Raw genomic sequence first — 22,893 nt, forward strand, 5'->3', positions numbered from 1 at the left:
GCGGCGAGGTCCGGGTCCGGTTGCGGGGTTCTATGGGCACCGCTTGGGGACCACACTGTGTACGCGATGGTGCACGCTGGAGCTTGCTATGCACATTATTTGCCCCGATTAAGTCTGCTATATCCAGAAAATACCCTTGACCCCTACTCCTGGGGGTCAAGGGGTCGCAGGTTCAAATCCTGTCGTCCCGACTGGAGACAGTCGCAGATGAGGGCCGGTATCGGAGATCTTTCCGATACCGGCCCTCGATCGTTTCCGGGACCGGGCGGGGCCCGGCGTCGTCGCCCCCCCGCCTGCGGAGGTGCTCCCGCTGACCGGCTGAGCCGGCGGGGATCACCCGGACAGAAGCTGACGTGCGTACCACCGCAACAGGCGCTTCTCGCGCGGGAGGTTGTAGCGCTCCGGGTCGATCACGGCGCAGAGGTGCATGCCGTTGATGATCACCAGCACGTGGGCCGCCTGGTCCTCGATGTCCTCCTCGGCCATGTGTCCCTGCGCGGCCAGCGTCCGCAGCCACCGGCGCACTGCGGTGGTCGACGCCTCATGGGCGGCTCGCAGCACGTTGCGGAGGGCGGCCGACGCGTTCGGGGCCAGGGCCGTGAAGTACAGGTCGAACCAGTTGCCGCGGGACAGGGCGTCGGTGGCGGGATCCGGCAGGAACTGCGCGAGGCAGTCGTAGAGGCGCACGGCCGGGTCCTCGGTGTCGTCCTCGATGGCCAGGTCGGTCAGGAGCGAGGTGATCAGCTCGGTCGTCACCGCGAGGTGCAGGTCGGCTTGCGAGGGGAAGTAGTGGCGCAACGTGGTCGCGCCCACGCCGGCCTCGCGGGCGACACCTCGCACGCTCAGAGCACCGAATCCGTCCGTGCTCGCCACTCGTAGTGCGGCTCTGACCAGCTCATCCCGGGTCGACATGGCTCCAGTGTACTGGTACGAACCCCAGAGTTTATGCCGGTACAGTTGACCGACATCGTGCTAGTACATATTCTGGGATCGTACTAATCGAGGGGAGGGTGCGAGGGATGACGTCACGGGCGCTGTCCAGGACCCCGCGTCTCGTCCGCTCCGTGCGGACCGAGGTGCCGGCGTTCGCGGCGACCTGCCCCTGCTGGATCGACCGGGTGGAACCTGTCGGCGCCGTTCACCGCCGTTCTCGCTCCGCCGGGCGAAGAGTTCGCCCGGCGCGAGGTCCCGTCCGGCACGCCGCGGACGCGTGATCGGCGCCCACCTCCGCGCAGGGGCGCGCGGCACGAACTCACCGCCGGTGCGGGGCGGTTGTCCGAACTTCTGTTGCCAACGTGAGGAAGACCATGACCAGGATGTCCGGTTACGACGAGGCCGCTCCGTCCGTCGCGTCCGAAGGGGCGGAGGAATCCGCCACGAACGAGAAGGGGCGGCGGACGTGGTGGGGCCGAACCTACAGTCCTGAGGAGATCGAGGCCGCTCAGCAGCAATGGCGCGACCTGCGGCCGTGGGGGAGCCCGATGGCGCGGGCGGACAAGGTGCTGATCGGTGTGCTGATCGCCGCGGTCCTGCTGTCGCTGGTCTCCCTGCCGCTGCGTCCCTTCCTGCTGGAATCGCACCCGATCGCGACGGCCGCGGCCACGGGCAGTTCCTCGGCGATCGGGGCGGGTGCCGCTTTCGCGAAGCTCGGGCAGGGGGAGCTGTGGTGGGTCATCGTGGCGGGCGTCATCGGGAAGATCAAGTTCGACTGGCTGTACTGGTGGGCGGGGCGCCGGTGGGGTGAGAAGGGCATGGCGTTCTTCGTCCCGACCGACCGCGCCAAGCGACTCGTCCCGCGACTGCGTTCCTGGCCCGTGGTGGGCAAGTTCAGCCTCGTGGTCGCCGCTTCCCTGCCGGGTGTGCCCGCGATCTTCGTCTTCTTGCTCGCCGGACTGTCGGGGATGTCGCTCCCCGCGTTCCTGCTGGCGGACGCGCTCGGTGCCGCCCTCATGACCGGACTGGTCGCCGGCCTGGGCTACGGGCTCGGCCAGAACGCCGTCGACGTGGTCCTGCTGATCGACAACTACGCGCTGTGGATCGTCGTCGCCTTCTCGGTCCTCATCGGCATCCAGGCCAGCCGCGCACAGGTCGCCCGGCAGAAGAAGCAGCGAACCGCCGCGCAGGACCGGTCCGGTGACCACCAGCAGGCCTGACGCCCTCGATCGGCTCCGGCGACGGCGGCAGCCCCCTCACTGATCGTGGAAGTCCCCGTACGGCGTCCACCACTTCTGGTTCGTTCCGCCCCAGCAGTCGTAGAGCCGCAGATCCGAGTAGCCGCTCTCGGTGCTTCCGCCCGTGACCTCCAGGCAGCGGGCGGAAGCGGGGTTGTAGAGCTGCCCGTAGCGGCCGAGGACCCACTGCTGGTTCCGGCCGCCGTTGCAGCTCCACAGGTTCACTTCGGTGCCGTTCGCGGTGCCTGCGCCCTCGGCGTCCAGGCAGAGGCCGTTGGCCCGCAGCGTGCCGTCGAGTCCTACCGTCCACCGTTGCGCGGACGAGGTGTTGCAGGTGTAGATCTGCGCGTCGGCGGGCGACGTCTGCTTGTTCCCGTCGACGTCCAGGCAGAGGTTCCCCTGCTTGTCGCGGTTGCGCAGCGTCGTGACGACCGGACCGTTCGGGGTGAGCGTGGCGCGCACGTCGCTCACGGACGAGGTCGTGGACGCCCCGCGGTTGCTGCTGACGATCTGGAGGCCGCGGAAGGCGAAGTTCGACTTCGGCAGACCCCCGGGATTGAGGTAGCGCGCGTACCGGTCGAACAGGGCGCTGACGTCGTCGCCGACCGGCCCGTCCTGCCCCTCGCCCAGCATGCCCGCCGGACTCTTCACCATGACGCGGCATCCGTACCCCGCCTGGCACGACCTGCCGTCGGGGTTCAGCGTGCTCCACACCACGTCCCCGGCGACCGGCCCCGTGAAGGCGTTCCGGGCGTCGTAGTGCACGACCGAGAGCAGGGCCGTCTCACGGTGGGCGAGGTCGTCGAAGATGAAGTCGGTCGTGAGGATCGCCCGCTTCTCCGGGCAGGTGAACGACCCCGACTGCCGGACCGACGCGCGGTAGGAGACGTTCACGGTCCCGTCGCCCAGCGTCAGCTTCCTGCGGTCGGGGCCCCACCGGAGCTGCGAGTTCTGGTACGTGTAGCTCACGTTGGTCTCGCGCAGCGGGCCGCAGTCGCCACCGGCCGCGCCGTTCGTCATGGTCACCGTCCGCGACCCGGTCCGTGCCGAGAACGAGAACCCCGGCGTCCGGCCCCAGTCGGCGGTGTCCCAGCCCAGGGTGCCCATGTCCCATGTCGGTGAGCTCTCCGGCCGGTCCACGCTGCGCTGGAACTCCTTGTCCGCCGCGAAGGGGCCGCAGCCGGACGTGTCGACGTGCGCGGGGTCGCTCCTGCCCGGGTCGTCGTCGACGATGCGGCCCCAGCAGTCGTGCGCGGGGCCGGGGTCGTACAGCAGGTCGTAGGCTCCCGTGCTCGCGGAGGCGGGCTGGCTCAGCGGTGACACCGCGGGCCACAGCAGACACCCGGTGGCGACGAGCGCGAGGGCTGTCCTGCGGCGCGGGGCGAGCGCGAACTTCATGAGGCACTCCGGCGGTTGGGGACATCCCGGTGGCGCCCAGGTGACGGACGTGGGGGTGGACGGAAGGCGGAGCGCCGCCTCGCGAGGCTCATTGAGCTGCGCGCGCCGGACGGTGTCAAGGGAGCCCGAGCGCGCGAAGACCGCTCCCCGGGCGGTCCCCGAGCGCGCGCCGTCGCGCCGCCGTCGGCCTCGACCTGGGGCGGAACGGGAGCGGGAGGCCGCAGCAACCGCCCGCACGCCCGCGCCGCGCACCCCGCATCGCTCAACTCCCGTGCTCGTTCGCCCGGGAGATCGGCGCGTCCCGCACCCGGTCATGTCCCGTGCTCGTCCGCCCGGGAGGTCGTGGCGCCCCGCATCGCTCAACTCCCGTGCGCGTTCGCCCGGTCGGATCGTCTAGCGCTCCGAGCGCACGGGTGGGTCGGACACCGCGGCGGGGGAGGCGCTGGTGCGGGTGACGCGCTCGCCCGCGAGCGACACGCCGCCGATGACCGCGGTGACGAGGGCGCAGACGAGGAAGGCATTGCCCGGGGTCGAGGTGCCCAGGAGCGCCGCCGACAGGAGGCCCGCGGCCCCGTACCCGACCCCGGCCGCCGCGTACAGCACGGAGAACCCGGTGGCCCACGCCTGTTGGGGGAGGCGGTGCTGCAGGGCGATGTTGCGGATCACCATGAGGGGGCTGAAGAGGAGCCCGCCCAGCGCGAAGGCCGCGGTCAGGTGCCAGGGCGCGCCGGTCCACGCGGGGAGCGCGAACGCGCCCGCGAAGAGGGGGAGCAGGCAGGCCGTCTGGCCGAAGGGGGAGCCGGGCCAGCGCCGCGCCCCGTAGACGAGTCCTGAGACGATGCTCGCCACCGCGAAGGCGGTCATCACCGGCCCGGCCAGCGCCGGTGACGCGCCGTTCTCCTCCAGCCGCGGGGGCAGCAGCACGTCGGCGGTCCCGATGAGGAACATGATCGCGACGGACAGCAGCGCCGTCGGCCAGACGGTGCGCAGGATCTCGCGGGTGCGCGTGCCGGTGGCCGCCCCGTCCGTGACGGCGGCCGCCGAGCGCTCGGTGTGCGGGATGCGGCGGGCGAAGAGGAGCGGCGCCGCCGAGGAGACGGCCATGACGAGGAGCGCTCCGGCGGCTCCGGTCCGGGTGTAGACCAGGGCGACCAGGGGCGGGGCCACCGCCCAGGTGGTCTGGCTGAGGGCGCTCTCCAGGCCGAGTGCGGCGGGCCGCAGGTGCTCGGGGGACGTGGCGGAGAGCTGGGCGCGCATCCCGCCGGGCGCACCCGAGGCGGCGGCGCCCGCGAGGAAGGTGAGGGCCGCGAGGAGGACCACGGGGGCGTGTCCGGCGATCAGGGCGATGACGGCGAAGGCGGCGCCCTCCGCGGCCAGGGAGAGCCGGAGCTGCCCGAGGAAGGGGCGGGTGTCGAAGCGGCGGCCCATCAGGGGCGCCCCGGCCGCCTCGCCGATGGCGTGGGTGGCCGCCAGCAGGCCCCCGGCCGCGAAGGAATGGGTCGCGTGTCCCAGGAAGACCAGCGCGAGAGGGGCCATGACCACGGGGAGCCTGATGAGGGCGGATGCCGCGTACCAGGTCTTGTGGCCCGGGAGGGCGAGGACCGCGCGGAAGCTGGGCTTCGGGTCGCTCTGTTTACCGGTCATACGCAGAGATGGTAACGACTGGGGGGTCCTCACGTTTACCGCCTATCGTGGTGACATGAACGCATCTACGGTGGAAGGCGAGGACGCGCGGGAGCTGCGGCAGTTCCTGAACAGCTGGCTCATCCCCAACGACACGCGCGAGCCGACGGAGACGCTGCCCGCGCTCGCGGCGGACGCGGGCGCCTGGAAGGCGGCGTTCGCGCGTGTCCCACGTCCCCGCGGAAGAGCGCAGATCGAGCAACTGATGGCGTTCCGGGACGACTTGCGGGCCGATGTCGCCGAGCGGTCGAGCGACCGGCTGGCGGTGTGGCTGGAGCGGTCTCCGCTGACGGTGCAAGTCGTCGGCGGGGAGGTGGCGTTCACCGGCGACGGCAGCTCCCGGTCCCGTCTGCTCGAGACGGCGGCGGGCCTGGTGATGGAGGGCCGGTGGCGGCGGCTGCGCTCCTGCCCGGACTGCAAGTGGGTGTTCTACGACCAGTCCCGGAACAACTCCCGTACCTGGTGCAGCATGTACGCGGGCAGCACCGGGCGCGCCTGCGGGAGCATCGCGAAGGTGAAGCGGGCGCGGGGGCGGCAGGCGGCCTGACCGACGCGGCGCCGTCCCGTCGGCCGCGCCGCCTCCCGACGGGGACGCGGCGCGGCGGCCAGGACGGTGTGCGCGGCGGACCGCTACCGGGGCAGGCCCTGGAGCCGTTCCTCCGCCCGCGCGGCGAGTTCGGCCGTGGTGCCGTAGACGAGGTACTGCACGACCTCGTTGTAGGGGGTGTCGTCCACCAGGAGCAGCGCTCCTGAGCCGCCGTCCCGCCCGTTCAGGAGCGGGTCGTTGTCGATGGCCTTGGCCAGGGCCGTGAAGTCGCGGCAGGACAGGTCGTTGCGGGTGAGGACGGTGTACTCGCTCATGTAACCGGGGCCGAGGACGCGCGCGGCGGCGTGGTGGACGTGGGTGCACCCGCCGACCCGGGCGTTGACCTCGCTGAAGAGGAGTTCACCGGCCGGGGTGAGGATGGAGTCGCAGTTCACCAGTCCCCGGTATCCGGTGGTCTGGAGGTACTGGGCCATCTTCGACGACCAGACGAGCATCTCGGTCTCGGCCGCGCGGGGCAGGTCGAGCGGGGGCAGCTCGAAGCCGTTCCAGGTCGGCTCCATGCGCATGCCGCCCCAGTTGAGGACCTCGGGCTCCCGCCCGGGGCCGGGCACCAGGACCTCGCTGTAGAAGGTGAGGCTCCCGCCGTGGTAGACCTCCACCACCGCCTCGGTCGGGCGCAGCCCGGCAGGGAAGTCCCGGGACTGCTCGATCGTCGGGAAGGACTGCGCCAGCAGCTTGTCGATCTCGCCCTCGTCGGTGGTCGGCGCGATGACGTGCACGATGGAGACCCCGATGCCGGGCAGCGTGTCGTCGGTGGTGAACAGGACGTTGCCGAGCCCGCTGCCGCTGAAGTCCTGCTTGACGATGACCGATCCGGTCTCGGGCAGCAGCTCGGTCACCGCTGCCGCGGTGGCGGCCCGGTTGCGGGTCACCTGTCCGCGCGGGACGGGGACGCCCAGTCCGCCGCTCCAGGCGCGGAAGAACGCCTTGCTGTTGAAGATGTCGCTGCCGCCCTCGGCGAAGAAGGACGGGTTGGCCTCCTCGTCCAGGCCGAGTCGCCTGCCGAGGGTGGCGATCGTCCGGTCGTGGATGTAGGGCACCATCACCCAGTCGGGGCCCACCGTCGCGCGGAGCCGCTCCAGCATCGCGGGGTGCAGCAGGCTCGGGTGGTCGAGGAACGCGGAACCGGTCGCCTCCTCGTCGTGGGTGAGGAAGGTGATCCGTCCCGGGTCGAGGCCGAGGGTCTGTCCGAGGTACTGGAGGAACTCCGCGGTCAGGGGGCGGTCGGTGAGCATGACGTCCCCCTCGCGGAGCAGCCAGGCGGTCCGGGTGGACTCGGCGTGGCGCTTGTTGAGGATCTTGGGGGAGAAGGTGTCGACCGAACTCTGGTAGGTGTACTCGGTCGTGGCGTTGCCGATCACGAGCTGGCGGGGCACTGGTTCTCCTTCGTGCGTCGGGACATGCGGTCAGGGGGCCGGGTCAGCCGCCGCTGTGGCGGGCGAGCCGCTCCAGGAAGGCGGGCTGGTCGATGACCGCCCGTTCGTGGCGCCCGCGCAGGACGGTGGTCTCGGAGTCCCGGCCGGTCACCTCGAAGACGAGCCTGCGGCCCGCGACCTCGGTCAGCTCGGCGGTGAGGACGACCGTGTCACCGGTGGGGGTGGGCGCCAGGTGCTGGGAGTCGTGACGGAGCCCGACCGTCATGGACGGGTGGGTCACCGCCTCGCCGATGACCTTCATCGCGGCGATCTCGCTGAGCCACAGCAGCACGGGTGTGGCGAGGACATCGATGTCGTTGCCCCAGTTGCGGGCGGAGTCGGTGGGGGACACGGTGTGGGTCAGCGTCGCCGACCGGCCGACGAGCGCGTCCAGGGCGGCGGCAGGGGCGGACTTCTCGGACGTCATGATCACTCCGGGGAGGGTGGGGTCAGCGGGCGGGGGCGAGGCGGCGCATCTGGTTGAAGACGTTCTTGCGCTGCATCTCGGCGGTGCCTCCGGCGATCACCGTTCCCAGCGCGTCCTTGAGCGCCTGGGCGTAGGGGCCCTCCATGTAGCCCCGGTGTCCCAGCACGCGCAGCGCGGTCTCCGTGCCGAGCTTCAGGGTCTCCCCGGCGTGGTACTTGGCCACCGAGCACATCAGCGACGTCTGCGGAGAGTCCTGGAGCAGGGCGTCCAGCGCCCCGTAGGAGACCCAGCGGGTGGCCTCGACGGCGAACTTCGCGTCGGTGATCCGCCCCTGGACGTACTGGTGGTCGGCGATGGGGACGTTGAACGCCGTCCTGGACCGGCTGTAGTCGAGGATCTCGGTGAGCAGCGGGTCGAGGTAGGAGGCCGCGAGGATCCCGTACAGCAGCCGGTCGAGGGAGATGGTGTTGTAGACGGCGTCGATGCCGCCGCCGATGCCCCCGACGATGTTGTGGGCGTCCACGCGGACCTGGTCGAGCGCGATGGGGCCGGTGGGGCTGGTGCGGTTGCCCATCATGTTCTCCACCGGGCCGGTGGAGACGCCGTCGGCGTGCAGGTCGACCAGGAAGAGGGTGATGTCGCGGTCGCCGTGCTCCGGCACCCGGCCGAGGATCAGGGCGATGTCCGCGGCGGGCCCGTTGGTGATGTGGTCCTTGTGGCCGTCGAGCAGATATCCGTCCTGGTGCGGGTGGGCCGCCGTCCGTATCCGGGTGACGTCGGACCCGCCGGTGGTCTCGGTCAGGGCGGTCGCCCCGACGGCGCCGCTCGTCAGCGGCGGGAGCCAGAACTCCTTCTGCTCCTCGGTCCCGTAGACCAGGATCGACCGGATGAGACCGGCCTGCGCCACCAGGGACAGGCTGAAGCCGAGGTCGCGGCCGCCGGCGGCGATGCCCTCGAAGGCGGCGGCGAAGTCCCACCAGGTGCCCCCGCTGCCGCCCCACCGGACGGGAACCGGTAACTTCCACAGCCCGGCGTCGCTCATCTCCTGCCAGGACTCGCGGTCGAGACGGCCGTCGGCGGCGCACTCCTCGGCGCGCTTGGCCACGGAGGCCGAGGCCCGCTCCCGGTAGGCGTCGCGCAGGGCACGATCGGCGAAGTGATGGATCATCAGAACGTCCTTGTCGGTCGGTGGCGAGGCGCGGCGATCCGCGGCCTCGCGAACGCGGTACGGAGTACGGGGGACGAGGGCCGAGAGCGTCGGCGGTTCACCGCGCGACGGGCTCGGGCACCGGCTGCGCGAGGAGCGTCAGCGCGCGGTCGAGGCGCCGGACGAGTTCCGTCAGCTCCTCGTCCGTGCTGGTCAGCGGCGGAGCGACCAGCACCGATTCGGTGATCGGCGTGCAGCCCGCGGGATAGAGCAGCAGCCCCTCGGCGCGGGCCGCCTCGGTGAGGTCCAGGCTGATCCCGGGGAACCGTTCGGGATCGCCGTGCAGCCCCAGCGCCTGCTGGAGCCCCAGCCCCCGCACGTCCTTGACGAGCCGGTGCCGTCGGCACACGGTCTCCAGCAGTCCGGACAGATGCTTCCCGGCCGTCGCGGCCCGCTCCGCCAGATCGTGCTGCACCAGGTACTCGGTGACGGCCAGTGAGGCGGCCGCGGCGAGCGGCGCGCCCGCCATGGTGTGCCCGAAGACCAGCGAACCGATGTTCCGGCCGAGCGCGTCGGCGATCTCGTCGGAGACCAGGACCGCGGACATCGCCGCGTACCCCGCGGAGATGCCCTTGCCCAGCACCATCACGTCCGGGGCGATGTCGGCGTGGTCGCAGCCGAACCAGCGGCCGGTCCGCCCCATGCCCGACATGACCTCGTCGGCCACCAGCACGAAGCGCTGCTCGTCCGCCGCGGAGCGCAGGAAGCGCAGCACCTCCCGGTCGCAGGGGACCGCGCCGCTCGCGGCTCCGCCGACCGGCTCGACGATCACCGCGGCCAGCCTGTTGGCGCCGACCCGGTCGATCGCCTCCTGCCACTCCTCCACCCCGGCCCGCAGCGCGCCGTGCGTCGGCCTGACCCTCGCCACCGTCACCTGGTTGCCCAGCAGGGACTGGAGGCCGGACCGGCGCAGCGGGTGGCCCGAGGCGCCCAGGGCCCCGGCCGTCATGCCGTGGTAGCTCGGCTCCTCGGTGAGCACCACGCACTTGTGCGGGTTGTGCCTGCGCGAGTGCAGGAGCGTGACGAGCCGGAGCGCCATCTCGATCCCCTCGGAACCCGAGTTGGCGAACTCCACGTGGTTCAGGCCGCCCGGGGCCAGATCGGCCAGCCGCTCGGCGAGCTCCATCAGCGGCCGTGACCTGAACTGGGTCCGGTAGACGAAGTTCACCTGATCGATCTGCTCGTGCATCCGCTGGGTTATCTCAGGCACCCCGTGCCCGAGGTTGACGTTGATCGCGCCGGAGCATCCGTCCAGATACGCGCGCCCTTCCTCGTCGTAGACGTAGACGCCCGAGGCGCGGCTGACGACAGGCAGCATGATCTACCTTCCTCCGCAGAGAGATGATGTGCAGAAAACGTGTGTTTCGCGTGTCGGGTCAGAACCAGGTCAAGACGACGGCCGCCGCCGTCATGCCGCCGCCCACCGACGCCAGCAGGATCTTCTCGCCCCTGCGAATTCCCCGCAGCTCGTTCTCGTGCGAGAGGGTGAGAGGAATGGAGGCGGCAGCAGTGTTTCCCCAGAAAGGAGCGGTGAGTGCCACCTTCTCCGGCGGAATTCCTATCTTGGCGGCCAGTGACTGCACCAGGTTCGCATTCCCCTGGTGGAATATCACCCGGTCCATGTCGTCGATCGACTCGCCCGCCTGCAGCAGCGCCTCGTCGACGACCTTGGGGACGAACTGCAACGCCCACTCTTTCACCGCGCGGCCGTCCATCCGGAAGAGCTGGTCCCCCGCCGAAATTGCCTCGGGGTCCAGCGGGGCGCGGGTTCCGCCGCCCTCCACCCGGACGAAGTCCGCGGTGGCGCCGTCCGCGACGAGCGCCTTCCCCCGGATGCCGTACCCCTCCGGGACCTGCCCCAGCAGGGCCGCCCCCGCCCCGTCGCCGAAGAGGCTGACGGTGCGCGGGTCGTTCGGGTCCATGATCGAGGAGAACTTGTCCGCGCCGATCACCAGCGCGTAGGCCGCGGAGGGCTGAGCGGCCAGGACTCCCTCGGCGGCGGCGATGGCGTAGAGGAAGCCGGAGCAGACGGCGTTGACGTCGAAGGCCGGCAGCGGGGGCAGTTGGAGGCCCGCCTGCACGAAGCTGGCCGTCGCGGGCTGCGGCTGGTCGGGGGTCGCGGTGGCCACGATGACCGCGCCCATGCGCTGCCGGACCGACTTGTCGCGGACCAGCGGTTCGGCGGCCTGCACGGCCAGGTCGGAGGTGGCCACCCTGTCGGGCGCGTAACGGCGCTCCAGAATTCCGGTCCGGCTCTCTATCCACCCCTTGTCCACTCCGGCTCTGGAGGAGATGTCCGAGTTCCCCACCACCTGCCGCGGCACGTACCCGGAGACATCAAGAATACCTAATGGCATTTCATTTCTCCCGATCGTCGTCGAACGGTACCTGGGAATGTAAGTTACCAGTCAAGCGTTGTGGTGGTAATCGAGTGCACCGCCCTTTCGGTCATCCCCATATGGGCGATATGAGCGACTGGCAGGGATTTGTCACCAGGTGTGACGACGGTCTCACGGGGGAGTGATCAATGGACTTGCGGGCACGAGGGTGAGTTCACCGGCAGAAAAGGGAATCTCCGAATCCGGCGTTTCGCCTGCGGCGTGACCGCGGCAACTCGAAGACGAGCCTCGAATTACGCCGAAGATCGCCTCGGAATGTGCGAATCCGAGGCAATGGAAAGGTAAACAACAAGCGCCCTTGATCGAATTCGAAGTCCTGTCGATTGGCCGAATGACCACAGTGCGAGGAGCAGGATCATCGGACGTCCGACCGGAGGCGCCGCGCGGATCCGCCCCTGGCACCCCGTGCCCTCCGCGGCCGCGCCCGCGTCCGCGAGCGGCGCCGTGCGACTCCCGGGCCACCGGGTGACCCCGCTCCCGGAGGGCCCGTCCGTCGGAGCCGCCCGCGTGTTTTCGCCCCCTCCGCCAGGGCACTCGCGGACCTATGGTGCAAATCGGATACACGATGATGACGGAGCAGGCCGGGCCGAGGGACCTGGTGGACCATGTGGTCCGTGCCGAGGAGGCCGGGTTCGACTTCTCGGTCGCCTCGGACCACTCCTCGCCCTGGCTGCGCTCCCAGGGGCACGCCCCGTACGTCTGGAGCGTCCTGGGGGCCGCCGCCCACGCCACCTCGCGCATTCCCCTGATGACCTACGTGACCTGCCCGACGGTCCGCTACCACCCGGCGGTGGTCGCGCAGAAGGCGGCCACCGTGCAACTCCTGTCCGAGGGCAGGTTCCGGCTCGGACTCGGGTCGGGCGAGAACCTCAACGAGCACGTGGTGGGCACCGGTTGGCCCTCCGTGGACGTGCGGCACGCCATGCTCGCGGAGGCGGTCGAGATCATCCGGGCCCTCTTCGACGGCGGCCAGGTGACCCACCGCGGCGCCCACTTCGACGTGGACTCGGCCCGGCTGTGGGACCTCCCCGAACAGCCCCCGCCGATCGGCATCGCCGTCTCGGGGGACCGGTCCTGCGCACTCGCCGGGCGCCTCGGCGACCTGGTCATCGCGACCGAACCGAAGCGGTCCCTGCTCGACGCGTTCGACCGGTACGGCGGCACCGGCAAACCCCGGGTGGGGCAGCTCCCGGTCAGCTACGACCCGGACCGTGGGACCGCGATCCGGCGCGCGCACGAGCAGTTCCGCTGGTTCGGGCTCGGCTGGAAGGTCAACTCCGAACTCCCGCACCCCGACGCGTTCGCGTCGGCGACCCGGTTCGTCACCGAGGACGACGTCGCCGACGCCGTCCCGTGCGGCGACGACCCCGGCGCCTTCGTCGACGCCGTACGCCCGTACGCCGAGGCGGGGTTCACCGAGATCGCTCTGGTCCAGATCGGCGGCGACACCCAGGAGCGCTACCTCGACTGGTGCCGGACGACGCTTCTCCCGGCCCTGCGCCGGGAGTTCGGCGGGTAGCGGCGGGGAGGGGGCGGATGCGGTGCGGGGGGCCGGGGGTTCGGGGAAGGGAGGACCACCCGCGGACCCGGGGAGGGGCGACCGCCCGCGGAGTCGACCCACAACCGCAATCGGCCGTCGGCCACGAGTCGGGACCCCCGGGGTGTTTCCCCTGCACAGCTTCCCACGGCCATGGTCCGCAGCGTGAAGCCGAGAGCCCTGGCGTGAGCCGACGCGGCGCCCCGCGCGCCGACCCCACGTCCGGCGCCTCCGCTGGCCCGCCCCCGCCCGCCGCCCCGCCGTCACTCCCGCGTGCCCTCCACCGGGTAGGGCACGTAGGCGCGCCGGTCGGGGTCGACGGCGAGGCGGCCGCCCGCCGGTGGCCGGGCCCGCTGGGCGCAGTCCCGGCGTTCGCAGATGCGGCAGCCGAGCCCGATCGGCGTGGCGGCCCTGGGGTCCTCCAGGGCGATGCCCCCGGCGTAGACGAGCCGGTGGGCGTGGCGCAGCTCGCAGCCGAGGGCGACGGCGAACTCGGCGCGCGGCGCGTGGTGGCCGAAGCCGCCGCGGGTGATGGTGCGGGCGACCCAGAAGTACCGCTTGCCGTCCGGCATCTCGGCGACCTGGGTCAGTATCCGGCCGGGCGCGGAGAATGCCTCGTACACCGTCCACAGCGGGCAGGTGCCGCCGAGCCGGGAGAAGTGGAAGTCGGTGGCGGACTGGCGCTTGGAGATGTTGCCCGCCCGGTCGACGCGCAGGAAGGAGAACGGCACGCCCCGCCGTCCGGTGCGCTGCAAGGTGCTCACCGTCTCGAAGCCGACACCGAACCGGGCCGACAGCAACTCGATGTCGTAGCGCACCTCTTCGGCCACCGCGTGGAAGGCGCCGTACGGCATGAGCAGGGCGCCCGCGAAGTAGTTCGCCAGCCCGATGCGGGCCAGCGCCGCGGACTCGGGCGAGGTCAGCTCGGTGGCGCTGTCCGCGAGCCGGCCCAGGAGCGCACCGTGCTCCAGCAGGGCGAGCTGGGTGGCGAGTTGGAAGGCGCGCTGGCCGTCGCTGAGCCAGGGGGAGAGGAACAGCAGCCCGGTGTCGGGCGCGAAGCGCCGCGCGTCGCCCGGCTTCCCGGGGGCTGCCTGGACGACGCGCACGCCGTGCCGTTCGGCGAGCCGCGCGGTGAGCGGGTCGGCGGCCTTGCCGGGACGCAGGTCGAGCGCCCCGGCGGTCCGCTCGGCCTCGGCGTCGAGCGGTTCGAAGTGGTTGTGGTGGGCGTAGAAGAAGTCCCGCACCTCGTCGTGCGGCTCGGCGGGAGGCAGCAGCCCGCCGGTGGTCCCGGGGGAGCCGAGGGCGGCGGCCCGCTCGACGGTGTCGCGGTAGCGGCGGTGCAGGGCGACCAGCGCCCGCGCCACGTCCGGGTGGGCGCGGGCGGCCTCGGCGATCTCCTCGGGGGCGAGCGGTGCCGTGCCGCACGCCTCGTCCGCGACGGCGGCCCGCAGATCGGCGGCGAGCCGGTCCTCGTCGGCGTCGGAGAAGAACTCGGCGTCGACCCCGAAGACCTCGGCGATCCGCAGCAGGACCGCTGCGGTCAGCGGACGCTGGCTCTGCTCGATCTGGTTGGCGTAGCTGGTGGAGATGGAGAGCGCGCGGGCCATCTCCACCTGGTTCATGCCGTGCTCGCGGCGCAGCCGCCGCAGCCTGGCGTGGGCGTAGACCTTGCGGTCGGCTGCTCCTCGTGGCACGGCGCACATCCTTGTCACAGTCCGGGAAGCGGGAAGCGGGAAGCGGGAAGCGGGAAGCGGGAGGAGGGATGGGAGGTGGGAGGCGCGAGGCGGGGAGCCGTCGAGCCGGGGACTCGTACGGCCGGGGACTTGGGGACTCGGGGGCTCGGGCACGCGGGGGACTCGGGGAGCTTGGGAGCCCGGAGTCCGGGATGGGGGACATTCCGGCAGGGCCCGGTTGCGAAGATAGCATCCGCGTTCTTCGCAGATTCCGCAGATTCGCAGCTCCCGGATGGCGGGATTCCACACCCTCGCGAGGTGGCCGGACGGCCTCCCGGCGGGCACTGTCGATCACGTCGGCACCGTGAGACGCCGACGAGGACCGCCCGTACCCGTGAGGAGTCCCGTGATCGAGCACCACGTTCGTGTCCACCCGAGCGCCGACCGGCTGCCCCGCGAGGACCAGCTCGCCTGGAAGCTCGCCGCCGTCGCCACCGGCACCGGCGAACTGGACACCGACAGCGCCGCCATGGCCGTCAACCGGGTGATCGACAACGCCTCGGTCGCCGTCGCGTCCCTGCTGCGCCGCCCGGTCGCCGTCGCCCGCGCCCAGGCCACCGCCCACCGCACCACCGCGCCGGGCGCCCGCGTCTTCGGCACCGCCACCCGCGTCCCGCCGGAGTGGGCCGCCTGGGCCAACGGCACCGCCGTCCGCGAGCTGGATTTCCACGACACCTACCTGGCCGCCGACTACTCCCACCCCGGCGACAACATCCCGCCCCTGCTCGCCGTCGCCCAGCACACCGGCCGCACCGGCGCCGACCTGCTGCGCGGGATCATCGCCGCCTACGAGATCCACGTCGCGCTGGTCAAGGGCATCTGCCTGCACGAGCACCGCATCGACCACGTCGCGCACCTCGGGGCGGCCACCGCGGGCGGCCTGGGCGCGCTGCTGCGGCTGCCGACGGAGACGGTGTACCAGGCGATCCAGCAGGCCGTGCACACCACGACCGCCACCCGGCAGTCCCGCAAGGGCGAGATCTCCAGCTGGAAGGCGTTCGCCCCCGCCTTCGCCGGGAAGGCGGCGATCGAGGCCGTCGACCGGGCGATGCGCGGCGAGACCTCCCCCTCGCCGGTCTACGAGGGCGAGGACGGCTTCCTGGCCTGGATGCTCGACGGCCCCGGGTCCGACTACCGGGTCCTGCTGCCGGGGCCGGGCGAACCGCGCCGCGCCATCCTCGACACCTACACCAAGGAGCACTCCGCCGAGTACCAGGCCCAGGCCGTCATCGACCTGGCCAGGCGGCTGCGGGAGAAGGCGGGGCCGCTCGCGCGGGTGCGCTCGGTGGTGCTGCGCACCAGCCACCACACCCACCACGTCATCGGCTCCGGCGCCAACGACCCGCAGAAGTACGACCCGGCCGCGAGCCGCGAGACCCTCGACCACTCGGTGCCCTACATCTTCGCCGTCGCGCTGGAGGACGGGACCTGGCACCACGAGCGCTCCTACGCCCCCGAGCGCGCCCGCCGCCCGGAGACCGTCGAGCTGTGGCGGAAGATCACCACGGTGGAGGACCCGGAGTGGACCCGCCGCTACCACGACCCCGACCCGGACCGCCGCGCCTTCGGCGGGCACGCGGTGATCACCCTCGACGACGGGACGGTGATCGAGGACCGCCTCGCCGTCGCCGACGCCCACCCGGCCGGAGCCCGCCCCTTCGACCGGTCCGGGTACGTCGGCAAGTTCCGCTCCCTCGCTGAGGGCACCGTCACCGCGGCGGCGCAGGACGCGTTCCTGGAGACCGCCGCCCACCTCGCCGAACTGCCGACCGGGGACCTGGACGGCCTCTTCCCCGCGGTCGACACCGAGACCGTCGCCCGGTACGACGCGGGCCTGCCCCAGGGACTGTTCTGATGGTGCTCCACACCCGGACCACGCCCGCCGAGCGCCGCCGTGCCCTGCGCGCGGGCCTGGCCTCCGGCCGCCTGCTGCGCATGCCCGGCGCGCTCAACCCGCTCACCGCCCGCCTCATCCAGGAGACCGGCTTCGACGCCGTCTACCTCTCGGGCGCGGTGCTCGCCGCCGACCTCGGGCTGCCCGACATCGGCCTCACCACCTCCGCCGAGATCGCCGCCCGCGCCCAGCAGACGGCCCGTGTCACCGACCTGCCGGTGCTCGTCGACGCCGACACCGGCTTCGGCGAGCCGATGAACGCGGCCCGCACGGTCCAGCTGATGGAGGACGCCGGCCTGGCCGGGCTGCACCTGGAGGACCAGGTCAACCCCAAGCGCTGCGGCCACCTGGACGGCAAGACCGTCGCGCCCCGCGCCGAGATGGTCCGCCGGGTGCGGGCCGCCGTCGACGCCCGGCGCGACCCGGACTTCCTGCTCATGGCCCGCACGGACGCCCGCTCCGTCGAGGGCCTGCCCGCCGCGATCGACCGGGCCAGGGCGTACGTCGACGCGGGCGCCGACGCGATCTTCCCCGAGGCCCTCGCCGACGTCTCCGAGTACGAGGCGTTCCGCGCGGCGGTGGACGTGCCGCTGCTCGCGAACCTCACCGAGTTCGGCAAGACCCCCCTCCTCGACACGGCCACTCTGGAGAACCTCGGCTACAACATCGCGCTCTACCCGGTGACGCTGCTGCGGATCGCCATGGGCGCCGTCGAGGACGGGCTGCGCACCCTCGCCGCCGAGGGCACCCAGAAGTCCCTGCTGCCCCGCATGCAGACCCGCTCCCGGCTGTACGAACTCCTCGGCTACGAGGAGTACGCGGCCTTCGACTCGGCCGTCTTCGACTTCACCCTCCCGCCCGGGGACTGACCCCGGCACCTGACCCGCGAAGGCAGGCACCCCATGACCACCGCACCCGGTATCCACCGCGGCCTCGCCGGTGTCGTCGTCGACACCACCGAGATCTCCACCGTCATCCAGGAGACCAACTCCCTCACCTACCGCGGCTATCCGGTCCAGGACCTGGCCGCCCAGCGCTCCTTCGAGGAGGTCGCACACCTGCTCTGGTACGGCGAACTCCCCGACGCGGCCCAGCTGTCCGACTTCCGGGCGAGGGAACGCGCCCTGCGCCCCCTGGACCGGACCACGCTGGAACTGCTGGCCCGGCTGCCCGAGACCTGCCACCCCATGGACGTGCTCCGCACCGCGGTCAGCTTCTTCGGCGCCGAGGACCCCACCGAGGACGACGGCAGCCCCGCCGCCAACCGCGCCAAGTCCCTCACCCTGCTGGCCAGGCTGCCCACCGTCGTGGCCGCCGACCAGCGCCGCCGCCGCGGCCTCGACCCGATCCCGCCCGACCCCTCGCTCGGGTACGCCGAGAACGTCTTCCACATGTGCTTCGGCTCCGTCCCGGGACCGGACGTGGTGCGCTGCTTCGAGATCTCCCTGATCCTGTACGCCGAACACAGCTTCAACGCCTCGACGTTCACCGCGCGCGTGGTCACCTCCACCCTCTCCGACCTGCACAGCGCGGTGACCGCCGCGATCGGCGCGCTCAAGGGTCCGCTGCACGGCGGCGCCAACGAGGCCGTGATGCACATGCTCCTGGAGATCGGCGACCCGGATCGCGCCGGGGAGTGGCTGGACGAGGCGCTGGCGGCCAAGCGGAAGATCATGGGCTTCGGCCACCGCGTCTACAAGGAGGGCGACTCCCGCGTCCCGATCATGCAGGACGCCCTCGACCGGCTGGTGGCGCGCGCCGCCGACCCCGAGGTGACCCGGCTCGCCACCCTGCACGCGGCGCTGCGGCACGCGATGATCTCCCGCAAGGGCATCCACCCCAACCTGGACTACCCGGCCGGACTCGCCTACCACCTGATGGGCTTCGACATCCCGGCCTTCACCCCGATCTTCGTGATGAGCCGCGTCACCGGCTGGACCGCCCACATCACCGAGCAGCTCGCCCACAACTCCCTGATCCGCCCGCTGGCCTCCTACGCGGGGCAGGAGCAGCGGGCGGTGCCGGCCGCCTCGTAGGAGGCGGTGCCGGCCGCCTCGTAGGAACGGCCTGCGAGGCGGCGCGGCGGACGGGCGCGGACGGTCGACGGGCGCTGCCCGTACGGCAGTCGCGACGGGTGGACGGCGGCTCAGAAGTCCCAGTCGTCGTCGGCGGTGTCCTCCGCCTTGCCCATGACGTAGGACGAGCCGGACCCGGAGAAGAAGTCGTGGTTCTCGTCCGCGCCGGGGGACAGCGCCGCGAGGATCTCCGGGTTGACCTCGGTCTCGGCCGCGCTGAAACGGGCCGGGTACCCGAGGTTCATCAGCGCCTTGTCGGCGTTGTAGCGGACGAAGACGGCCACGTCGTCCATCAGCCCGAGCGGCTCGTACAGTTCGCCCGAGTACCGCAGCTCCAACCGGTACAGCTCGTCCAGCAGGTCGTGGGTGAACGTCCGCATCTCCGCCCGCTCCGCGGCGCCGAGACGTTCCAGACCGCGCTGGTACTTGTAGCCGGAGTAGTAGCCGTGCACCGCCTTGTCGCGCAGGATCAGGCGGATCATGTCCGCCGTGTTGGTGAGCAGGGCGTGGGTGGAGAAGTGCAGCGGCAGGTAGAAGCCCGCGTACAGCAGCAGCGACGACAGCAGCGTGGAGGCCACCTTCCGCTTGAGCGGGTGGTCGCCGTAGTACTGCGCGAGGACCGTCTTGCAGCGCTGCTGGAGCACGTCGTTGCCGACCGCCCAGCGGTAGGCGTCGTCGATCTCCGGGGTGGCGGCGAGGGTGGAGAAGACGCAGGAGTAGCTGCGGGCGTGCACGGCCTGCATGAAGGCGATGTTGGTGTACACCGCCTCCTCGTGCTCGGTGCGGGCGTCCTGGATCTGGACGATCTCGCCGACCGTGGCCTGCACGGTGTCGAGCATGGTCAGACCGGTGAACACCCGCATGGTGAGGGTGCGTTCCTCGGCGGTGAGGCGCTGCCGCCAGGCGTTGACGTCGTTGGAGAGCGGGACCTTCTCGGGCAGCCAGAAGTTGGCGGTGAGCCGGTTCCACACCTCCAGGTCCTTCTCGTCGGTGACCCGGTTCCAGTTGACCGGGCGCAGCCGGGCGGCCGGGTCGTGGCGGTAGGAGGGCGGGGTGACCGACAGGTCGGTCAGCGGGGCGGGCGTCGTCGTCATGGTGCGTGCTTCCGGTGCGTCGGTGGCGGGCGGGGTCACAGGGCGCAGGACAGGCAGTTCTCGATCTCGGTGCCTTCCAGGGCCTCCTGGCGCAGCCGGATGTAGTAGAGGGTCTTGATGCCCTTGCGCCAGGCATGGATCTGCGCCTTGTTCAGGTCGCGGGTGGTCGCCGTGTCCCGGAAGAAGAGCGTGCAGCTCAGCCCCTGGTCGACGTGCTGGGTGGCCGCCGCGTAGGTGTCGAGGATCTTCTCGTAGCCGATCTCGTACGCGTCCTGGAAGTACTCCAGGTTGTCGTCGTCCATGTGCGGCGCCGGGTAGTAGACGCGGCCGAGCTTGCCCTCCTTGCGGATCTCGACCTTGGCGGCGATCGGGTGGATGGAGGCGGTCGAGTCGTTGATGTAGCTGATGGAGCCGGTCGGCGGGACCGCCTGGAGGTACTGGTTGTAGATGCCGTGGACCCGCACGGACTCCTTCAGCGCACGCCAGTCGGCCCGGGTCGGCAGGGCGATCCCCGCCCGGGTGAACAGCTCCCGCACCCGTTCGGTGGCCGGCTCCCAGGTCCGCTCGGTGTACTTGTCGAAGTAGGAGCCGTCGGCGTAGGCGCTCTCCGCGAACCCGTCGAAGGCGGTGCCGCGTTCGATCGCGATCCGGTTCGACGCGCGCAGGGCGTGGAAGGCGACCGCGTAGAAGTACATGTCGGTGAAGTCGACGCCCTCCTCGCTGCCGTAGTGCACGCGCTGCGAGGCGAGGTAGCCGTGCAGGTTCATCTGGCCCAGGCCGATGGCGTGGGAGAGGTCGTTGCCGTGCGCCACCGACGGTACGGCGTCGATGTGCGACTGGTCGGAGACCGAGGTCAGTCCCCGCACCGCCGTCTCGACGGTGGCGCCGAGGTCGGGCGAGGCCATGGCCGCGGCGATGTTGAGCGAGCCCAGGTTGCAGGAGACGTCCCGGCCGACGGTCTCGTAGCCGAGCGAACTGTCGTACGTGCTGGGCGTGTTGACCTGAAGGATCTCCGAGCACAGGTTGGACATGTTGATCCGGCCCGGGATCGGGTTGGCCCGGTTCACCGTGTCCTCGAAGAGGAGGTACGGGTAACCGGACTCGAACTGCAGCTCCGCGATGGTCTTGAAGAACTCGCGGGCCGGGAGCGTGGTCGTGCGGATGCGCGGGTCGGCGACCATCTCGTCGTAGTGCTCGCTCACCGACAGGTCGGCCAGCGGCCTGCCGTGGACGCGCTCCACGTCGTAGGGCGAGAAGAGGTGCATGTCCTCGTTGCGCTTGGCGAGTTCGAAGGTGATGTCCGGGACGACGACGCCGAGCGAGAGGGTCTTGATGCGGATCTTCTCGTCCGCGTTCTCCCGCTTGGTGTCCAGGAACCGCATGATGTCCGGGTGGTGCGCGTGCAGGTAGACCGCGCCCGCGCCCTGCCGCGCGCCGAGCTGGTTGGCGTAGGAGAAGGAGTCCTCCAGCAGCTTCATCACCGGCACGACCCCGGACGACTGGTTCTCGATCCGCTTGATCGGGGCGCCCTGCTCGCGCAGGTTCGTCAGCAGCAGCGCCACTCCGCCGCCGCGCTTGGAGAGCTGGAGCGCGGAGTTGACGCCGCGTCCGATGGACTCCAGGTTGTCCTCGACCCGCAGGAGGAAGCAGGAGACCAGCTCACCGCGCTGCGCCTTGCCCGCGTTGAGGAAGGTGGGGGTGGCGGGCTGGAAGCGGCCGGTCATCATCTCGTCGACCAGCCGGGTGGCGAGCCGCTCGTCGCCCGCGCCCAGGAAGAGGGCGGTGGCGACGACCCGGTCCTCGTAGCGCTCCAGGTAGCGGGAGCCGTCGAAGGTCTTCAGCGTGTACGAGGTGTAGTACTTGAACGCGCCGAGGAAGGTGCGGAAGCGGTGCCGGTGGGCGTACGCCCGTGCGTAGAGGCCCTCGAGGAACTCCCAGTCGTAGCGCCGGATCGGCGCCTCCTCGTAGTAGTCGTTGCCGATCAGGTGGTCGATCTTCTCCCGCAGCGATCCGAACTCCACCGTGTTCGGGTTGACGTGCTGGAGGAAGTACTGGCGTACGGCCTCGCGGTCCTTGCCGAACTGGATGCGCCCGTCGCAGTCGTACATGTTCAGCATGGCGTTCAGCGCGTGGTAGTCCCGGCGCGTGCCGACCGACTCGCGCGGGGCCGCGGGGACCGTGACCGCCGTGGTCAGGGGGGTCATGCCGCCGCCCTCCGCTCCGTCGTCCGCCCGGTTGACGAGTGTCGTGTCCACCATTCCCGCAGCCCTTCCCTCACGGCGCGGACGTCGCGGTCCGTGCCCAGCAGTTCGAATCGGTACAGCTCCGGGACCCGGCACTTCGCCGAGATCACCCGCCCGGCCAGGCAGTAGTCGGCGCCGAAGTTGGTGTTGCCGGAGGCGATGACCCCGCGCAGCAGCGTCCGGTTGGCCTCGATGTTCAGGAAGCGGATCACCTGCCTGGGGACCGCACCGGCGTGTTCGCCGCCGCCGTAGGTCGGTGTGATCAGCACGTACGGCTCGGTCACCAGCGGCATGCCCTCGCGCCGCGGGTGCAGGGGGATGCGGGTGGCCGGGAGTCCCAGCCTCTCCACGAAGCGCCTGGTGTTCTCCGAGACGCTGGAGAAATACACGAGACCGCTCATCGGCCGCCGTCTCCTCTCGCTCGTTCCCGTGTCGTCCGGGGACCGGCGGGGGAGGAGCGGCGTGACGGGTACGGCGGAGGGCGGGGGTGGCGAACCGTGTCGCCGCACCCGCGTCCGTGCGTCCGCTGCCTGGCCCTCCCTCGGGGCCCCGGAGCGCGCACACCGCTGTCCGGCGTGCGCACCGGTGGCAGGTCTTCGGACTCGCGGGCGCGTCTCGTGTCGTACGAGACCCCTACTGGCCGTCGCTTCCCGGGCCCGTTGTCCGGACCCAGTGCGTAGGACGGCGGTCGTTCCCGCTCACCGCTGCGGGGCAGTCCCGGTCTTGCACCGGGTTCCCTCTTGCGACGCCGGACACGGCTGTGCCCGGCGAACCACCAGCAACATCAACACTACATCTAGAACCCGGCGAGCGCGCGCATCCCAGATGTTGTGTCGCGAGAAAAACTTAGGTATACCTAAGTCACGATCTCCGGCGGGCCGCCGCCGGTGCCCCGGCGTGCCGCGCGCTCGGGAGACCGCGGCTCGGCACGGCGCCGCATGGGGCGGCACGGGTCGGCAAGAGGCCGCACGGTTCGGCACGGGCCGGGCCGACGCCGCGTGTGCGCGGGG

General features: G+C 71.4%; 18 protein-coding genes and 1 riboswitch. Of the genes, 6 read left to right on the forward strand and 12 right to left on the reverse strand.

All coding sequences use genetic code 11. The features are described from left to right. Positions 1 to 333: 333 nt before the first annotated feature. Positions 334 to 912 (reverse strand): TetR/AcrR family transcriptional regulator, encoded by a 579-nt coding sequence (locus GA0115242_RS32485; RefSeq protein ID WP_093834911.1) that lies wholly within the window; start codon positions 910 to 912, stop codon positions 334 to 336. A 395-nt stretch (positions 913 to 1,307) separates the two neighbouring features. Here GA0115242_RS32485 and GA0115242_RS32490 point away from each other — a divergent pair, with 395 nt between their 5' ends. After that, positions 1,308 to 2,153, forward strand: a complete 846-nt coding sequence (locus GA0115242_RS32490) for a DedA family protein (RefSeq protein WP_202556151.1) — start codon at positions 1,308 to 1,310, stop codon at positions 2,151 to 2,153. Positions 2,154 to 2,189: 36 nt separating this feature from the next. Here the strand turns inward: GA0115242_RS32490 and GA0115242_RS32495 are convergent, their stop codons facing one another. Continuing rightward, entirely contained in the window at positions 2,190 to 3,569 is a 1,380-nt protein-coding gene (locus tag GA0115242_RS32495) for a ricin-type beta-trefoil lectin domain protein (RefSeq protein WP_202556153.1), read from the reverse strand. A gap of 393 nt (positions 3,570 to 3,962) precedes the next feature. Beyond that, positions 3,963 to 5,213 (reverse strand): MFS transporter, encoded by a 1,251-nt coding sequence (locus GA0115242_RS32500; protein ID WP_093834913.1) that lies wholly within the window; start codon positions 5,211 to 5,213, stop codon positions 3,963 to 3,965. A gap of 55 nt (positions 5,214 to 5,268) precedes the next feature. On the opposite strand from GA0115242_RS32500, the gene GA0115242_RS32505 reads away from it, so the two are divergent. Further along, positions 5,269 to 5,799 (forward strand): CGNR zinc finger domain-containing protein, encoded by a 531-nt coding sequence (locus GA0115242_RS32505; protein ID WP_141721831.1) that lies wholly within the window; start codon positions 5,269 to 5,271, stop codon positions 5,797 to 5,799. Between the two features lie 83 nt (positions 5,800 to 5,882). On the opposite strand, the gene GA0115242_RS32510 is transcribed toward GA0115242_RS32505, so the two are convergent. The 5 genes from GA0115242_RS32510 to GA0115242_RS32530 form a co-directional block, all read right to left on the reverse strand. Then, entirely contained in the window at positions 5,883 to 7,235 is a 1,353-nt protein-coding gene (locus tag GA0115242_RS32510) for a preATP grasp domain-containing protein (protein ID WP_093834917.1), read from the reverse strand. Between the two features lie 43 nt (positions 7,236 to 7,278). Further along, entirely contained in the window at positions 7,279 to 7,701 is a 423-nt protein-coding gene (locus tag GA0115242_RS32515; RefSeq protein WP_093834919.1) for a thioesterase family protein, read from the reverse strand. A gap of 22 nt (positions 7,702 to 7,723) precedes the next feature. Further along, a complete protein-coding gene (locus tag GA0115242_RS32520; RefSeq protein ID WP_093834921.1) occupies positions 7,724 to 8,869 on the reverse strand; it encodes an acyl-CoA dehydrogenase family protein in 1,146 nt (381 codons plus the stop codon). Positions 8,870 to 8,966: 97 nt separating this feature from the next. Then, positions 8,967 to 10,226, reverse strand: a complete 1,260-nt coding sequence (locus GA0115242_RS32525; protein ID WP_093834923.1) for an aminotransferase class III-fold pyridoxal phosphate-dependent enzyme — start codon at positions 10,224 to 10,226, stop codon at positions 8,967 to 8,969. 58 nt (positions 10,227 to 10,284) lie between these two features. After that, on the reverse strand, positions 10,285 to 11,265 hold the full coding sequence (locus GA0115242_RS32530) for a 3-oxoacyl-ACP synthase III family protein (RefSeq protein WP_093834925.1): 981 nt from the start codon (positions 11,263 to 11,265) through the stop codon (positions 10,285 to 10,287). A 586-nt stretch (positions 11,266 to 11,851) separates the two neighbouring features. On the opposite strand from GA0115242_RS32530, the gene GA0115242_RS32535 reads away from it, so the two are divergent. Then, positions 11,852 to 12,826 carry an LLM class F420-dependent oxidoreductase gene (locus GA0115242_RS32535; protein ID WP_093834927.1) on the forward strand — a complete coding sequence of 325 codons (975 nt, stop codon included), beginning with the start codon at positions 11,852 to 11,854 and terminating at the stop codon, positions 12,824 to 12,826. 281 nt (positions 12,827 to 13,107) lie between these two features. Here the strand turns inward: GA0115242_RS32535 and GA0115242_RS32540 are convergent, their stop codons facing one another. Further along, positions 13,108 to 14,547, reverse strand: coding sequence for a short-chain fatty acyl-CoA regulator family protein (locus GA0115242_RS32540; RefSeq protein ID WP_202556155.1), 1,440 nt, complete (start codon positions 14,545 to 14,547; stop codon positions 13,108 to 13,110). A gap of 376 nt (positions 14,548 to 14,923) precedes the next feature. Between GA0115242_RS32540 and GA0115242_RS32545 the strand changes: the two genes are divergently transcribed. The 3 genes from GA0115242_RS32545 to GA0115242_RS32555 are packed head-to-tail and all read left to right on the forward strand — an operon-like array spanning position 14,924 to position 18,507. Then, positions 14,924 to 16,432 carry an MmgE/PrpD family protein gene (locus GA0115242_RS32545; protein WP_093834931.1) on the forward strand — a complete coding sequence of 503 codons (1,509 nt, stop codon included), beginning with the start codon at positions 14,924 to 14,926 and terminating at the stop codon, positions 16,430 to 16,432. Next, a complete protein-coding gene (gene prpB, locus GA0115242_RS32550) occupies positions 16,432 to 17,340 on the forward strand; it encodes a methylisocitrate lyase (protein ID WP_202556159.1) in 909 nt (302 codons plus the stop codon). The genes GA0115242_RS32545 and prpB overlap by 1 nt, the downstream gene beginning before the upstream one ends. Positions 17,341 to 17,373: 33 nt before the next feature. Continuing rightward, the gene (locus GA0115242_RS32555) at positions 17,374 to 18,507 is read left to right on the forward strand and encodes a bifunctional 2-methylcitrate synthase/citrate synthase (protein ID WP_093834933.1); all 1,134 of its coding nucleotides are present in this window, start codon (positions 17,374 to 17,376) and stop codon (positions 18,505 to 18,507) included. 110 nt (positions 18,508 to 18,617) lie between these two features. On the opposite strand, the gene nrdF is transcribed toward GA0115242_RS32555, so the two are convergent. The 3 genes from nrdF to nrdI all read right to left on the reverse strand — a co-directional run bounded on the left by nrdF (position 18,618) and on the right by nrdI (position 22,284). Beyond that, positions 18,618 to 19,640 carry a class 1b ribonucleoside-diphosphate reductase subunit beta gene (gene nrdF / locus GA0115242_RS32560; RefSeq protein ID WP_093834935.1) on the reverse strand — a complete coding sequence of 341 codons (1,023 nt, stop codon included), beginning with the start codon at positions 19,638 to 19,640 and terminating at the stop codon, positions 18,618 to 18,620. A gap of 35 nt (positions 19,641 to 19,675) precedes the next feature. Then, a complete protein-coding gene (gene nrdE / locus GA0115242_RS32565; RefSeq protein ID WP_237549438.1) occupies positions 19,676 to 21,757 on the reverse strand; it encodes a class 1b ribonucleoside-diphosphate reductase subunit alpha in 2,082 nt (693 codons plus the stop codon). Between the two features lie 83 nt (positions 21,758 to 21,840). Then, entirely contained in the window at positions 21,841 to 22,284 is a 444-nt protein-coding gene (nrdI, locus tag GA0115242_RS32570) for a class Ib ribonucleoside-diphosphate reductase assembly flavoprotein NrdI (protein WP_093834937.1), read from the reverse strand. Between the two features lie 168 nt (positions 22,285 to 22,452). Next, positions 22,453 to 22,675, reverse strand: a riboswitch (cobalamin riboswitch). Positions 22,676 to 22,893 lie beyond the last annotated feature (218 nt).

The organism is Streptomyces sp. SolWspMP-5a-2, assembly GCF_900091845.1.
In the GTDB taxonomy this organism is placed as follows: Bacteria; Actinomycetota; Actinomycetes; order Streptomycetales; family Streptomycetaceae; genus Streptomyces; species Streptomyces doudnae.